This window comes from Burkholderiales bacterium (assembly GCA_036262035.1).
In the GTDB taxonomy this organism is placed as follows: domain Bacteria; phylum Pseudomonadota; class Gammaproteobacteria; order Burkholderiales; family SG8-41; genus JAQGMV01.
On record DATAJS010000018.1, the window covers coordinates 243143 to 257507 of the forward strand.

Sequence of the window (14365 nt, forward strand, 5' to 3'; positions counted from 1 at the left end):
TGTCCTTTGTGGTTAAAAAGCTTTCAGCCGGCGCGAGGTTCTCGCGCGGCTTCCTCCAACAGCCAATCCCTGAAGAGCGCGACCGCAGGCCGCGTCGCCGCGCTCTCCTGGCACACGAGCCAGTACGCCGAGGCGAGCGGCAACTTCAGGTCGAACGGCGTCACGAGCCTTCCCGCCGCGATGTCTTCCGCGGCGAGCACCGGCATCGACGCCACCACGCCGACTGCGTCGATCGCGGCTTCGAAGGCGAGCACGGCGTGGCTGAAGTGCGGTCCGCGGTGCGAATCGACGACGTCCACACCCGCCGCTCGCAGCCACACATCCCAGAACGGCTCGTTGTCGTACAGATCGCCGGTGTCGTCGTGCAGCAGCATGTGATCGGCGAGATCCTGCGGCCGCCTGATCGCGTGCTCGCCCTGTAACAGCTGCGGGCTGCAGATCGGCGCGATCGTCAGATCGAGGAGCTTCTTGACCCACAGGTTCGGATAGTGGCCGCGGCCGTAGAGGATCGCGATGTCCGAATCGTCCAGCCATGCTTCGACCGTCGCGCGCTCCGCGACGTCGCCCTTGCCGTCCACGCTCACGCGCCGCATGCGCGCCGACACGCGCACGTCGACTTCGGGATGGGCCGCGATGAAGCGGTGCAGCCGCGGCATCAGCCAGCGTGCGGCGAACGACGGCGCCGCGCTGACCGTCAGCACCCCGCCCGACACGTGCGAGCGCAGGCGCTCGACCGCCTGCACCAGCGCCTCGAAACCTTCGCGCAGCTTGGGCAACGACGCCCGGGCGGCGTCGGTGAGCTCGAGCGCTCGGTTGTAGCGGTGGAAGAGCTGCACGCCGAGATAGTCCTCGAGCATGCGGATCTGGTGGCTCACCGCGGCCGGGGTCACGTTGAGTTCTATTGCCGCTTTCTTGACGGAAAGATGACGCGCGGCGGCCTCGAAAGCGCGCAACGCGTTGAGCGGCGGAAGTCGGCTGGCCATGATAGTCAGTTTAGCTTTATTAGCACGTCAGGTCACAATAAATCAGCTATTGCAATGCAACAAACCGCTGCCAATCGAGTCTATACTTGTGTCCGAAGTCGTTGAGATTGTTAAGAAGTACGTCGCGCCGGTGTCGGCAAATGGCGACGAAGAGCGAAAGGAGCAGCACCGTGAGAAAAGACATCGAAGTTAAATTGGGTTCAACCGTAGTCGGTCGCATCAACGCCGTGCGTATGTCGGAAGCGGAACGTCAGGTCGTGCTGAACGCGATGCGCGACGCCGATCTCCTGGTCGACGGGTTCGTGTGGGTTGCAAAAAAGATTGAGCAAATCGGCGCCCGTTTGTTCCTCAAGCCCGCGCTCAAGCACTAACTGCCTGTTCTCCCGGGCCGGGGTTCCTCCTCGTCCTCCCCCCCGGCCCCTGACCGCCCCGACGCGGTCACTCCAAGCCACGGCGGCCCACGCCGTGGCTTTTTTTCGTCCGGGCCAGACCCTGGTTTCCGGTCCTGTCGGGCGTTCGCGGACGTTGCAGGAAAGCATCAACGTCCGCACGCATCTAGCCTTTTTTTCAGCCTTTTTTGCCTGACCGATCGTAGACCGCGCTACACTTGGCGCGGAACGGCAGGCAGGCATTATTTCCGTGACTAGAGGAGCGGTTGAATGGCTGTCGCAGACCCCCCCACTGGCTCAAAGGAGAACCACGTGTTCAATCGAGACGGCCTGTTCGGCAAGAAGGACGAGAATCCGCGCAACGACCTGCGTCCGGTCAACGTGACCCCGGGGCTGTCGGGAGGCTCGTCACCGTCGCGGCCCCAGCCCCAGGTGCAACCGCAGGCCGAGACGCACAAGCCCGACCTGCGCTTCGCCGAGACGCCCAAGGCCCCCGTCGCCGCCGCCCGGGTCGAAGAGCCCGCCGGCAGCCGGCTCATCGTCGGCCCGGACATCAAGCTCAAAGGCGTGGAGATCACCGACTGCGACACCTTGGTCGTGGAGGGCCGTGTCGAGGCCTCGATGGACAGCCGCGTCGTGCAGATCGCCGAGAACGGCGTGTTCTCGGGCACCGTCAGCATCGATGTCGCGGAGATCCGCGGGATCTTCGAAGGCGAGCTCACCGCGAGAAAGCAGCTCGTCATCTTCTCGACCGGCCGGGTTTCGGGCCGCATTCGCTACGGCAACATCCGCATCGAGGAAGGCGGCGAGATCGCCGGCGAAGTGAGCACGCTCGCCAAGGCCCGTCCGCAGCAGCAGCCGGCCGCGGCGGCGCCGATCGCCGCCCCGGCACCCGCGGCCGCTCCTGCAGCGCCGCCCGCGCTCGAGCCGGAAGCGCCGACCCTCACCACCGAGCCCATCACCGTCCGCCCGCCGCTAAAGCAGCCCCTCAAAGGCACCGGCGTCAATACTGTCTAAGCTCCCGTCGTCGTTCAGGTTCGGCGCGTGCTTGCCGTAATAATCGGCAGCAGCGCCGGACCGGCTTTTTAGCTCCGGCGTATTCTCTTTTATTTTTAGGGATTTGCGCCGAACGCCTCATGGGACCCCGACTCACTCTGCTCGACACGTCCCGCACTACCGGCGCGGACTACGTCGACACCGCCATCGGCGTGGCCGCGGTGCTGCGCAAGGTCGCGGCGACACGCGCGCGCGCGGCCCTCTACCTCGACGACGGCGAGACGTTCCTGCACACCTGCGTGCTCGGCGTCGAGCCCGACGCGTTCTACTTCGAAAAAGGGCCGGACCCGAAGCTCAACGGTGAGGTGCTGGCGGCGCGCGAGATGACACTCGTCACGGCCGATCACAGCGTCCCGGTGCAGTTCACGGTGGCGGCGGCCGAAGCGGCGACGTTCGAAGGCGCGGACGCTTTCCGCGCTCCGCTGCCCGAGCGCCTGCTGCGGCTCCAGCGGCGCGACTTCTACCGCTTGACCGGGCCGGAGCTGAACTCGGTGATGCGCGTTCAGGTCGTGCCGGCGCACGAGCCGGCGAATCTGCTCCAGCCCGTCGTGATCGACCTCTCGTGCGGGGGCATGTCGATCGACATCCCGATCGCATCCGGCATGCTCCCGGACCGCTCGCGCCACACCTGCACCCTCGAATTTCCGGGTCTCGCCCGCATCGACACCGTGCTGTACGTGTGCCTCTCGCGCGAGGTATCGATGGAGAACGGCGTCCCCGGCCGCCGTTACGGCGTCGAATTCCTGAATCTGGACGCGAAGTCGGTCGCGCTGATCCAGCGCTTCATCAACGACGAGGAACGCCGGCTGATCCGCAGCGCCCGGAAGTAATCAGCGGCGGAAACAGGAAAGGGAGGTTCAAGGAGGGGAAACCTGGGTTTCCCCTCCTTGGCGTTCATCCGCATGCGCGCGCAGCGCGACATGCAGGTCTGATCGCGCTTCGCGCGATCAGACCTGCATGTTCATGATGTCGTGGTAGGCCTGCACTAACTTGTTCCGTACCTGAACGGCCTGGCTGAACGCGATCTGCGACTTCTGCATCGCGACCACGACGTCCTGCAGGCTGGTGTTCGGGTCGCCGACGGTGAAGTCCTTCTGAAGCTGCTCGGCCTGGTTCTGGGTGCGGGCGACTTCCGACAGCGAAGTCTTGAGCGCGCTGGCGAAGCTGCCGGATTCCCCGGCGGCGGGCGCGACCTCTTCTTTCGCCTGCGGCTTGCGGCTCGCGAGCGCCTGCGCGGTGCGCAGCTGCGAGAGCATACGATCGATTCCGGACGTATCCATGCGGGGCCTGTAAGTTGTCGGGCTGTGTTGAATTCCCGCTAAAGATATCAGGCGCTCTGTCGTCTACGTCCCGCAAATAGACGCGGAAAACCCCGCTTTTTCCGGCATCGATTCGACCCCGCCCTACCGATAATTCGGACCCTAGGCCTAAGCCCCGAACCGGTAAACGGAGTCCTTTCGAAATGTCAGGTGAAGCAGCAGCAGAAGGCATCGCTCAGCGGCTCCCCGCGTGGACGCGCATCCCGCCCCAACAGCTCCTCGCCATCCTCATGGTGGTGGCGACCGCCCTCGCCCTGGTGATCGGCGGCTGGATGTGGAGCACCGCCCCCGACTACAAGGTCCTGTTCTCGAACCTCTCGGACAAGGACGGCGGCGCGGTGGTCGCGGCGCTCCAGCAGGCCAACGTCCCCTACAAGTTCGCGGACGGCGGCGGCGCCATCCTGGTGCCGGCCGAGCACGTCCACGACCTGCGCCTGAAGCTCGCCGGACAGGGCCTGCCCAAGGGCGGGCTGGTCGGCCTGGAGCTCATGGAAGGCCAGCGCTTCGGCGCGAGCCAGTTCCTCGAGCAGGTCAACTACCAGCGCGGCCTCGAAGGCGAGCTCGCGCGATCGATCCAGACGATCCAGGCCGTCGCGACCGCCCGGATCCACCTGGCGCTGCCGCGCGGCACCGCCTTCCTGCGCGAGCAGGCCAAGCCCTCCGCCTCGGTGCTCGTCCACCTGCACCCGGGCCGCACGCTCGACCAGACCCAGGTCGCGGCGATCGTTCACCTCGTCTCGAACTCGGTCCCGGACCTCGCGCCCAAGAACGTCACGGTCGTCGACCAGAACGGGACGCTGCTGTCCGCCGACGGCAACTCGCAGGGTCCGGCGGTCGACACCAAACAGCTCAAGTATCGCCAGGAGACCGAGCTGGGCTACATCAAGCGCATCGAGGCGATCCTCGCCCCGGTGCTCGGCGCCGCGAACGTGCGCGCGCAGGTCTCGGCCGACCTGGACTTCTCGGAAGTCGAGCAGGCCGAGGAGCTTTACAAGCCGAACGGCAAGCCCGAGGAAGCCGCGGTCCGCACGTCGCAGACGAGCGAGCAGTCCGGTCCCGCGAGCAACGGCGGCGCCTCGGGCGTTCCGGGCGCGCTGACCAACCAGCCGCCGCAGAGCGGCGGCGCGCCGGTGCAAGCGGATCCCAATGCAACCGCCGCGAGCACCCCGGGCGCCTCGGGCAGCACGCGCAAGGAATCGGCGGTCACCTACGAAGTCGACAAGAGCATCCGCCACACCCGCATCGCGCAGGGCCGCATCAAGCGCCTGTCGGTCGCGGTGGTCGTCAACGACCGCCAGCTCACCGACGCCAAAGGCAAGGTCACGAGCAAGCCGCTCACCGACGCGGAGAAGCAGCAGATCACCGAGCTCGTCAAAGGCGTAATGGGTTACGACAAGGAGCGCGGCGACACGCTGTCGGTCATCAACAGCGCGTTCTCCACGCCTGCGGCGGAGAAAGTGGTCGACGTGCCGATGTGGAAGGACCCCTCGATCATCGGCATGGCGAAGGAGATCGGCAAGTACCTGCTCTACGGCGCGCTCGTGCTCTTCATCCTGATGAAGCTGAAGCCCTTCGTGAGCAACATCCTGAAGCCCGCGCCGCTGGTGGCCGCGCCGGCGCAGCTCGCCGGACCCGCCGTCGAAGGCGAGCTCATCGACGAGCCGGCGAAGGTCGTGGACCGCTACGAGACCACGCTCGGCAACGCGAAGCAGATCGCCAAGCAGGACCCGAAGGTCGTCGCCAACGTCGTCAAGAACTGGGTAGGCAGCAATGAGCGATAACAACGAAGGCATACAAAAGGCGGCGATCCTCCTGATGTCGCTCGGCGAGGACGACGCGGCCGAGGTGTTCAAGTTCCTCGGTCCGAAGGAAGTCCAGAAGATCGGCACCGCGATGGCCGCGCTCAAGGGCGCGACGCGCGAGGAGATCACCGGCGTGCTCGACGAGTTCTGCACCCAGGCCGGAGAGTCGACGACCATCGGCATGAGCTCGGACGAATACATCAAGCAGGTCCTGAGGAAAGCGCTCGGCGACGACCGCGCGGCGCACCTGATCGACCGCATCCTGCAGGGCGGCGACACCAGCGGCATCGAGGGGCTGAAGTGGATGGACGCGCAGTCGGTGTCGGAGCTCATCAAGAACGAGCACCCGCAGATCATCGCGACCATCCTCGTCCACCTCGACCGCGACCAGGCGTCCGAGATCCTGCTGCACTTCACCGAGCGCCTGCGCAACGACACGCTGCTGCGCATCGCGACGCTGGACGGCATCCAGCCGCAGGCGCTGCGCGAGCTGAACGACGTGCTGAACAAGCTGCTCTCGGGCACCGACAACGTCAAGAAGGCGCCGATGGGCGGCGTGCGCTGCGCGGCGGAGATCCTCAACTTCATGCCGCAAACGCACGAGTCGTCGGTGATCGAGGGCGTCAAGGGTTACGACGCCGATCTCGCGCAGAAGATCGTCGACCAGATGTTCACGTGGGACAACGTCATGGAGATCGACGACCGCGGCATCCAGGTGGTGCTGCGCGAAGTGCAGACGGACCAGCTCATCCTCGCGCTCAAGGGCTCGTCGCAGCAGTTCCGCGACAAGATCTTCAAGAACATGTCGACTCGCGCCGCCGAATCGCTCAAGGAAGACCTCGAGGCGAAAGGTGCGGTGCGGGTCTCCGAAGTCGAAGCGACGCAGAAGGAGATCCTCAAGGTCGTGCGCCGCCTCGGCGAGGAAGGCCAGATCCAGCTCGGCGGCAAGGCTGAGGAAGCGTACGTCTGATGCCGCAGAGCCCGCTCATCCCGAAGGAACAGGCCGCAGGCATCCAGCGCTGGGAGTTCGGCACGTTCGACGGTCCGCGCGACCGCCGCAAAGGCGAAAGCGTCGCGTCCGCAGCCGCCGCGGCGACCGCCGCGGCCGCCTCTGCTACTCGCGTGCGCGAGCTCACCGAACGCGCCAAGGCCGAAGGCTACGCCGCCGGCCATCGCGAAGGCCTCGAAGCCGCGCGGCAACAGGCCGCGGCCGAAACCGGCGCCCGCATCGCACGCGCCGACCAGCTCCTGCACGAGCTCGCGGAGGACTTGCAGCGCTTCGACCGCGAGCTCGCGCACGAAGTGGTGCAGCTCGGCCTCGCGGTCGCGAAGAAGATGATCGGCGCGGCCCTCAAAGCCAATCCCGAAGTCGTGCGTGTAGCGGTCGAGGAAGCGCTGCGCCACGTCGCGCACGTGCGCGGCCCCGTCACGCTCGCGGTCAATCCCGACGACGCCGCGGTGGTGCGCGCCTACCTCGAAACCTCGCCGCCGCAGAGCGGCTGGAGCGTGCGCGAAGACCCGCTCGTCGCTGCCGGCGGCTGTCGGGTCGAAACCGCGGCGGGCGAAGTCGACGCGACGCTCGAGAGCCGCTGGCATCGCGTCACCGCGGCGCTCGGCACGGCCACGAACTGGGTCGAAGAATGAGCGCACGCGTCGCACGACTGCAGAAGTTCGTCCAGGACTGCTCGAACGTCGCGGGCTCGGTCCCGCGCGTCACCGCCAGCGGCCGACTGACCAAGGTCACCGGGCTCGTCATGGAAGCCTCCGGCCTGCGCCTGCCGGTCGGCAGCTCGTGCTCGGTGAGCATGCCCGGCGGCAAGAACATCGATGCGGAAGTCGTGGGCTTCGCCGACGAGCGCCTCTTCCTCATGCCCGCCTCCGACATCTACGGCGTCGTCCCCGGCGCGCGCGTGGTGCCGGTGGAGCACGAGATCGATCGTCCCAGCCTCGACGCCCCACCCCATCCGCGGCGCCGCGCGTCGGACCAGGCGAAGCACGTCCCGGTCGGCCCCGGCCTGCTCGGCCGCGTGCTCGATTCGACCGGCAAGCCGCTCGACGGCCGCGGACCGCTGCTCGTCGAGCGCACGGTCTCGCTGCACGGCCGCGTGTTGAATCCGCTCGAGCGCGCGCCGATCACCCAGGTGCTCGACGTCGGCGTGCGCGCGATCAACGCGATCACCACCGTGGGGCGCGGCCAGCGCATGGGCTTGATGGCGGGCTCGGGCGTCGGCAAGTCGGTGCTGCTCGGCATGATGGCGCGCTATACCGAAGCCGACGTGATCGTGGTCGGGCTGATCGGCGAGCGGGGCCGCGAAGTGAAGGAATTCATCGAGAACATCCTCGGCGAGGAAGGGCTGCGGCGCTCGGTCGTCGTGGCCGCGCCGGCGGACGTCTCGCCGCTGCTGCGCATGCAGGGCGCCTCCTACGCGACCGCGATCGCCGAATACTTCCGCGACCAGGGCAAGCACGTGCTGCTCATCATGGATTCGCTCACGCGCTACGCGATGGCGCAGCGCGAGATCGCGCTCGCGATCGGCGAGCCGCCGGTGACCAAGGGCTATCCGCCATCCGTGTTCGCGAAGATCCCGCAGATCGTCGAGCGCGCGGGCAACGGCGCCGAAGGCGGCGGCTCGATCACCGCGTTCTACACCGTGCTCGTCGAAGGCGACGACCAGCAGGACCCGGTCGGCGATTCGGCGCGCGCGATTCTCGACGGACACATCGTGCTCACGCGCTCGCTCGCCGATCAAGGCCACTACCCCGCGATCGACATCGAGCAGTCGGTGTCGCGGGCGATGACCAACATCATCGATCAGGATCAGTTCTCGGTGGTGCGGCGCTTCAAGTCGCTGTACTCGCGCTACCAGCGCAACCGCGACCTGATCACGGTGGGTGCTTACGCGGCCGGCACCGATCAATTGCTCGACCGCGCGATCGCGCTGCACCCGCACATGGAAGCGTTCCTGCAGCAGAACATCGGCGAGAAGGCGCCGTACGGCGAGTGCCTCGAAGGCATGGAGGCGATCGTCGCGGGCGGACACGAATAACCAGAACCGCGGAGCATAAGCAATGAAGAATACGTTCCGGCTGAAAGTGGTGCAGGACCTGGCGATCAAGGCGAGCGACGACGCGGCGCTCGCGCTCGGGCAGCTCAACGCCGAAGTGACGAGGCAGGAGCAGAAGCTCGAGATGCTGGTGCAGTACCGCGAGGATTACCGCGGGCGCGTGCGCAGCACGGTCAATCAGGACGTGCACACCGCGGCCTGGATGAACCTGCAGCAGTTCCTGGGAAAGCTCGACGAAGCGATCGAGCAGCAGCGCTCGGCGGTCGCGCTGGCGAAGGCGGCGGTGGTGCGCGGCCAGGACGACTGGCAGGCGAAGCAGGTGAAAGTGAAAGCGTTCGACAAGCTCGAGCAGCGGCACAACGCCGCCGCGGACGAGCGGATGAAGAAATTCGAGCAGCGCGCGACCGACGAGTTCGCCGCGCGCGGCCATAACGCCAAGGGTTAAGACACGATGGAAGCGATCCCCGCAATGCCGGTCACGCCGGCGCAGGTTCCGAACGCGGCAGCGGCGCGCGACGCGAAAGGCTCCGAACCCGCCGACACGAGCGGCTTCGGCGACGCGCTCAAGGACGAGATCGCGTCGCGTTCGAGCGACGCCAAAGACGTTCCTGCCGACGAGGCCGCGACGGATGCGCCCGCCGACGAGAAAGCGGACGACACCGCCGCCGCCGACGCGCCCGCGCTCGATCCGGCGGTCGCGGCGCTGCTCGGCGAACCGAGCGCGCAACAGACCGCGGCGGCGCTTGCGGCGCAGGGTCAGATCCAGCCGCAGACCGTGACTCCGCAACAACCTGCGGTCGACGCGGCCGCTACCGATGCGGTGGCGGACGCGACGATCGCCGAAACCGCTCCGGCGGGCGTGCGCGGCGCGCGCGCCGAGTCGCCCGGCGAGCAGCGCGTGGACGAGCGCAGTGTTCGTCGGGGTCGCGGGGGAGCCGAGCGTGCGGGCGTCGACAAAGCGGGCGAGCGGGCACCGGCCGAGCGCAGCACGCTCGAGCGCATCGCCGTCGAACGCGGCGCCGAGCGCGGCGCGTCCGAGCGCGCGCTGGCCGAGCGGCCCGTGACGGCCGAGCACCGGTCGGGCGAGCTTCGCGCGGTGCGCGACGGCGGCGATCGCCCGTTCGTGGCCGGCGACAAGAGCGCGACGGATACGCCGGGGGCCTCGTTCCAGACCGGATTCACGGTCGACCGCTTCGCCAGCGCGGCGGATGCGCCAGTGCCCGTGGCCGCGTCTGCGCCGACGCTGGACAGCCTCTCCGCCGGCACGCTCGGCACGAAGTGGGGCGCGTCGGCCGCCGGAACGGGCGCCGATGCCGTGGGCGCGGCGCCGACGGCGACCGCCCGCGTCGACACGCCGCTCGGCCTGCCCGGCTGGGGCGACGCCTTCCAGCAGAAAGTGGTCTGGATGGTCGATCGCCAGCTCGAGCGGGCGGAGCTGCACATCAATCCCCAGCACCTCGGGCCGGTCGACGTCATGCTCGACATGACCGGCGACGGCGCCCAGATCGCCTTCACCTCGCCGCATGCCGCAGTGCGGGAGGCGATCGAATCGACCCTCCCCGACCTGCGCAACGCGCTCGACGCCAGGGGCCTCTCGCTCGGTCAGGCGAGCGTCGGAGCCGACTCGGGCGCCGCGCGCGAACAGTTCGCCGAACAGGCCCGCGAAGCCGCCAGGAACGCCCACCCCGGCCGCTCGGGCGGCTCCGAGCCCGTGGTCGAGGCCCGCACCCCTGCCCGTGCAGCGATCGTCCGTCGCGGCCTGGTAGACACGTTTGCCTGAGCAAAGCTCAGCGAAACGTGCCCGTTGAACGGCACGGAGCGAAACCCGTGGTTTCCCTCCGTGACCTCCTTTCCTTCGGCTCGCTTCCGCTCGCTCCACCGCCTCGAACCACCCCCAAACTCGCGGACAGGCCCGATTTCGATGTAAGTCGGATTTAGCGGCTTTTTCCCCCGGTTATCCCCGCATCGTCGGGCGGGCCGAATTCGCATAATGCGTGCTCTCAGCTAGTGGAGCTCGCATGGCCAAACAATCCGACAACGCAGCCGCGGACGCGGACGCGCCCAAGAAGAAGGGCAAGAAGCTCGTTCTGATCGCCGGAGTGCTCGTGCTCGCCCTCGGGGGCGGGGGCGCGGGCGCATGGTATTTCATGCGCCCCGCCGATAAGCACGACGAGGAAAAGACGGCGGAACCCGAGAAGCCCGCACAGTTCCTGCCGCTCGAGTCGTTCACCGTGAACCTCGCGGGCAGCGACGGCGCACCACAATACCTGCAGGCGGGCCTCACGCTCAAGCTCAGGCACGACGCGAAGGTCGAAACGATCAAGGAGCGCATGCCCGAGATCCGCAATCGCATCCTGCTCATCCTCTCCGGCAAGAAAGCCTCGGAGCTCCTCCCGGTCGCCGGCAAGCAGCAGCTCGCCACCGAGCTTTCGGAAACGGTGCGCGAGATCGTCGGCGATGCCGCCGGATCGAAGTCCGCGCCGAAGAAAGCCAAGAAGGCGAAAAAGGTCGAGGCGGAAGACGAAGCGAAAGACGAAGAAGCCTCCGAGAAGGGCGACAAGGCCGAGAAGTCCGACGACGCCGAAGACAAAGACACCAAGGATGCGAAGGCCGAAGCCAAGGCCAAAGCCCGGGCGAAGAAAGCCAGGACCGAAGTCGCGAAGAACGACATCGAAGTGCTCTTCACCTCCTTCATCATCCAGTAAAGCCAAACGAAGATGGCCAAGGATTTCCTCTCGCAGGACGAAGTCGATGCGCTGCTGAACGGCGTCACCGGCGTCACCGACGAGCCGCCCGCACCGGAAGAGACCACCGGCGTGCGGCCGTACAACCTCGCGACGCAGGAGCGGATCGTCCGCGGCCGCATGCCCACGCTCGAGATCATCAACGAGCGTTTCGCGCGCCTTCTGCGCATCGGCCTTTTCAACTTCGTGCGCCGCACCGCCGAGATCTCGGTGGGGCCGGTGCGCGTGGTCAAGTACAGCGAGTTCGTCCGCAACCTGGTGGTGCCGACGAACCTGAACCTGGTGCAGATCAAGCCGCTGCGCGGCACCGGTCTGCTGATCTTCAACCCGGACCTCGTCTACCTCATCATCGACAACCTCTTCGGCGGCAACGGACAGTTCCACACGCGCGTCGAAGGCCGCGACTTCACGCAGACCGAGCAGCGCATCATCCAGCGCATGCTCGCGGTGGTGTTCGAGGACCTCGAGAAGGCGTGGCAGCCGGTGCACCCGATCAGCATCGAGTACGTGCGCTCGGAGATGAACACGCAGTTCGCCAACATCGCCACGCCCAACGAAGTGGTCGTGGTGACCACGTTCAACATCGAGCTCGGCAGCGCGGGCGGCGAGTTCCACATCTGCATGCCCTACTCGATGATCGAGCCGATCCGCGACATCCTCTGCTCGAGCCTCCAGGGCGAGCAGGTCGACGTCGACAAACGCTGGGTGAAGATGCTCAGCAGGCAGGTGCAGTCGGCCGATGTCGAGCTCATCGTCAATCTGGGCAAGGCCGAGCTCACCCTGCAGCAGGTCCTCAACATGACGCCGGGCGACGTGATCGCGCTCGACATCGCCCAGCCGCTCGTCGCCGAAGTCGACAACGTGCCGGTGATGGAATGCAAGTGCGGCGTTTTCAACGGCAACTACGCGGTGAGGGTCGAGCGCCTCTTACCCGCCTCTGGCAACGAACAGTGATCCAACGTGGAGACGAACATGAGTGACAACGTAATCGCCGCAGCCGGCTCGGATACCGACGACTGGGCGGCCGCGATGGCCGAGCAGGCCCGCATGGACGCGACCGCCCCGGCGCAGCGCGCGCCGAGCGCCGTGTTCGAGCAGTTCTCCGCCGACGCGCCGAAATCGGCGGGCGCGAACGACATCGACCTGATCCTCGACATCCCGGTCCAGCTCACGGTCGAGCTCGGCCGCACCAAGATCGCGATCAAGAACCTGCTGCAGCTCGCGCAGGGCTCGGTCGTCGAGCTCGACGGCCTGGCGGGCGAGCCGATGGACGTCTTCGTCAACGGCTGCCTCATCGCCCAGGGCGAGGTCGTGGTCGTCAACGACAAGTTCGGCATCCGCCTCACCGACATCATCACGCCGTCCGAGCGCATCCGGAAGCTCAAGCGATGATGCGTAAGGACCTCGGCGCGTGCACGCCCGAAGCCGCGCGCTTCGTTCGCCTCGGCGCGTGCGGCCTCATCATCGCGACGTCGATGGTCTGCGCCCACGTCGCGCACGCCGCGGAGACCGCGGTGCCGGCGACGCCGCCGTCGGCGGTCGGCGCGGGCAGCATGCTGCAGTTCGCCTTCGGCCTGATCGTCGTGCTCGGCCTCATCGTCGCGGCAGGCTGGTTCATGAGGCGCTTTCAGGTGGGTCCCGCGGCGCCGGGTACGGTCAAGGTGATCGCCGGCGCGTCGGTGGGCCAGCGCGAGCGCGTCGTGGTCGTCGAAGTCGGCGACAACTGGCTCGTGCTCGGCGTAGCGCCCGGCCGCGTCAACGCGCTGCACACCATGCCGCGCGGCGAGATCGCGTCCGCCACGCCCGGCGCGCCGGCCGCGACCCCGCAGATCGCTTTCGCACAGTGGCTCAAGGACAAGATGGAGAAGCGCGGTGGCCGTTAAGAAGTCCCTGATCGCGGCGGGCGGCATCGCCCTCGGTCTCGCGGCTCTCGCGGTTCCCGCGCTCGCGCAGACGGCGGGCGGCCTGCCCGCGTTCACCAGCACGCCCACGGCCGGCGGCGGCACGAGCTACTCGCTGTCGCTGCAGACGATGCTGCTGCTGACCTCGCTCGCCTTCCTGCCGGCGGCGCTGCTGATGATGACGGGCTTCACGCGCATCATCATCGTGCTGTCGCTGATGCGCCAGGCGCTCGGCACGCCGGCGTCGCCGCCCAACCAGGTGCTGCTCGGGCTGTCGCTCTTTCTCACCTTTTTCGTGATGTCGCCGGTGCTCGATCGCGTCTACACCGACGCCTACAAGCCGCTGTCGGAGAACAGGATCACCATGGAAGAGGCGCTCGACCGCGGCGCCGCGCCGCTGCGCACGTTCATGCTGCGCCAGACGCGCGAAGCCGATCTCGCGCTCTTCACGCGGCTTTCGCGCCAGCCGGCGCCGGCGAAGGTGGAAGACGTCTCGATGCGCGTGCTCGTGCCGGCGTACGTGACCAGCGAGCTGAAAACCGCTTTCCAGATCGGCTTCGCGGTGTTCATTCCTTTCCTCATCATCGACATGCTCGTCGCGAGCGTGCTGATGTCGATGGGCATGATGATGGTGTCGCCGGTGCTGATCTCGCTACCGTTCAAGATCATGCTCTTCGTGCTGGTCGACGGCTGGAACCTGCTCATAGGCTCGCTGGCTCAAAGCTTCGCGATTTAGGAACCGTCATTCCCGCGAAGGCGGGAATCCATTTCGATTCTCTGAAAAAATGAACTCGACTGCCGTAATCGCGATGATCCGCGAAGCGCTGGAGCTCACGCTGCTGGTCTCCGCGCCCCTCCTCCTCACCGCGCTCGCCGTGGGTCTGGTCGTCAGCGTCTTCCAGGCCGCGACGCAGATCAACGAGATGACGCTCTCGTTCATCCCGAAGCTGCTCGGGGTGTTCGTCGCGATCGTCGTCGCGGGGCCGTGGATACTGCAGCTCCTGATTGATTACACGCAGCGGATCTTCACGAACATTCCGCTATTGGTCGGCTAGCGCCAAGAGCGAGTGTCGAGTGTTTGATGTTGAGTGTTTAGTGGTTCGACC

The 14365-nt window shown here is 67.0% G+C and carries 17 protein-coding genes; 15 read left to right on the forward strand and 2 right to left on the reverse strand.

Annotation, left to right across the window (positions count from 1 at the left end; translation table 11 throughout):
- Positions 1-23 precede the first annotated feature (23 nt).
- Positions 24-983, reverse strand: coding sequence for a transcriptional regulator GcvA (locus VHP37_21590; GenBank protein ID HEX2828957.1), 960 nt, complete (start codon positions 981-983; stop codon positions 24-26).
- Between the two features lie 170 nt (positions 984-1153).
- On the opposite strand from VHP37_21590, the gene VHP37_21595 reads away from it, so the two are divergent.
- From VHP37_21595 to VHP37_21605, 3 genes are all read left to right on the forward strand, one after another.
- Positions 1154-1354, forward strand: coding sequence for a hypothetical protein (locus tag VHP37_21595; protein ID HEX2828958.1), 201 nt, complete (start codon positions 1154-1156; stop codon positions 1352-1354).
- Between the two features lie 330 nt (positions 1355-1684).
- The gene (locus VHP37_21600) at positions 1685-2389 is read left to right on the forward strand and encodes a polymer-forming cytoskeletal protein (GenBank protein ID HEX2828959.1); all 705 of its coding nucleotides are present in this window, start codon (positions 1685-1687) and stop codon (positions 2387-2389) included.
- Between the two features lie 119 nt (positions 2390-2508).
- Positions 2509-3258 (forward strand): flagellar regulator YcgR PilZN domain-containing protein, encoded by a 750-nt coding sequence (locus VHP37_21605; protein HEX2828960.1) that lies wholly within the window; start codon positions 2509-2511, stop codon positions 3256-3258.
- A 117-nt stretch (positions 3259-3375) separates the two neighbouring features.
- Here VHP37_21605 and fliE read toward each other — a convergent pair whose 3' ends face one another.
- Complete coding sequence (gene fliE, locus VHP37_21610; protein ID HEX2828961.1) at positions 3376-3684, reverse strand: flagellar hook-basal body complex protein FliE; 309 nt, start codon at positions 3682-3684, stop codon at positions 3376-3378.
- A gap of 206 nt (positions 3685-3890) precedes the next feature.
- Between fliE and fliF the strand changes: the two genes are divergently transcribed.
- From fliF to fliQ, 12 genes are all read left to right on the forward strand, one after another.
- Positions 3891-5528, forward strand: coding sequence for a flagellar basal-body MS-ring/collar protein FliF (gene fliF, locus VHP37_21615; protein HEX2828962.1), 1638 nt, complete (start codon positions 3891-3893; stop codon positions 5526-5528).
- On the forward strand, positions 5518-6519 hold the full coding sequence (gene fliG / locus VHP37_21620; protein ID HEX2828963.1) for a flagellar motor switch protein FliG: 1002 nt from the start codon (positions 5518-5520) through the stop codon (positions 6517-6519). The genes fliF and fliG overlap by 11 nt, the downstream gene beginning before the upstream one ends.
- Positions 6519-7193 (forward strand): FliH/SctL family protein, encoded by a 675-nt coding sequence (locus VHP37_21625; protein HEX2828964.1) that lies wholly within the window; start codon positions 6519-6521, stop codon positions 7191-7193. Before fliG ends, VHP37_21625 begins: the two co-directional genes overlap by 1 nt.
- Positions 7190-8596, forward strand: coding sequence for a flagellar protein export ATPase FliI (gene fliI, locus VHP37_21630; protein ID HEX2828965.1), 1407 nt, complete (start codon positions 7190-7192; stop codon positions 8594-8596). The genes VHP37_21625 and fliI overlap by 4 nt, the downstream gene beginning before the upstream one ends.
- Before the next feature lie 22 nt (positions 8597-8618).
- Positions 8619-9059, forward strand: coding sequence for a flagellar export protein FliJ (gene fliJ / locus VHP37_21635; protein ID HEX2828966.1), 441 nt, complete (start codon positions 8619-8621; stop codon positions 9057-9059).
- 6 nt (positions 9060-9065) lie between these two features.
- Positions 9066-10394, forward strand: a complete 1329-nt coding sequence (locus VHP37_21640; protein ID HEX2828967.1) for a flagellar hook-length control protein FliK — start codon at positions 9066-9068, stop codon at positions 10392-10394.
- Positions 10395-10632: 238 nt separating this feature from the next.
- Positions 10633-11319, forward strand: a complete 687-nt coding sequence (locus tag VHP37_21645) for a flagellar basal body-associated FliL family protein (GenBank protein ID HEX2828968.1) — start codon at positions 10633-10635, stop codon at positions 11317-11319.
- Between the two features lie 12 nt (positions 11320-11331).
- Positions 11332-12312, forward strand: a complete 981-nt coding sequence (fliM, locus tag VHP37_21650; GenBank protein ID HEX2828969.1) for a flagellar motor switch protein FliM — start codon at positions 11332-11334, stop codon at positions 12310-12312.
- Between the two features lie 18 nt (positions 12313-12330).
- On the forward strand, positions 12331-12750 hold the full coding sequence (fliN, locus tag VHP37_21655; protein ID HEX2828970.1) for a flagellar motor switch protein FliN: 420 nt from the start codon (positions 12331-12333) through the stop codon (positions 12748-12750).
- A complete protein-coding gene (gene fliO / locus VHP37_21660) occupies positions 12747-13241 on the forward strand; it encodes a flagellar biosynthetic protein FliO (protein ID HEX2828971.1) in 495 nt (164 codons plus the stop codon). Before fliN ends, fliO begins: the two co-directional genes overlap by 4 nt.
- A gap of 25 nt (positions 13242-13266) precedes the next feature.
- Positions 13267-13995: a flagellar type III secretion system pore protein FliP gene (gene fliP, locus VHP37_21665; GenBank protein ID HEX2828972.1), complete on the forward strand. Its 729-nt coding sequence runs from the start codon at positions 13267-13269 to the stop codon at positions 13993-13995.
- A gap of 49 nt (positions 13996-14044) precedes the next feature.
- Positions 14045-14314: a flagellar biosynthesis protein FliQ gene (fliQ, locus tag VHP37_21670; protein ID HEX2828973.1), complete on the forward strand. Its 270-nt coding sequence runs from the start codon at positions 14045-14047 to the stop codon at positions 14312-14314.
- The last annotated feature ends 51 nt before the right edge of the window (positions 14315-14365 follow it).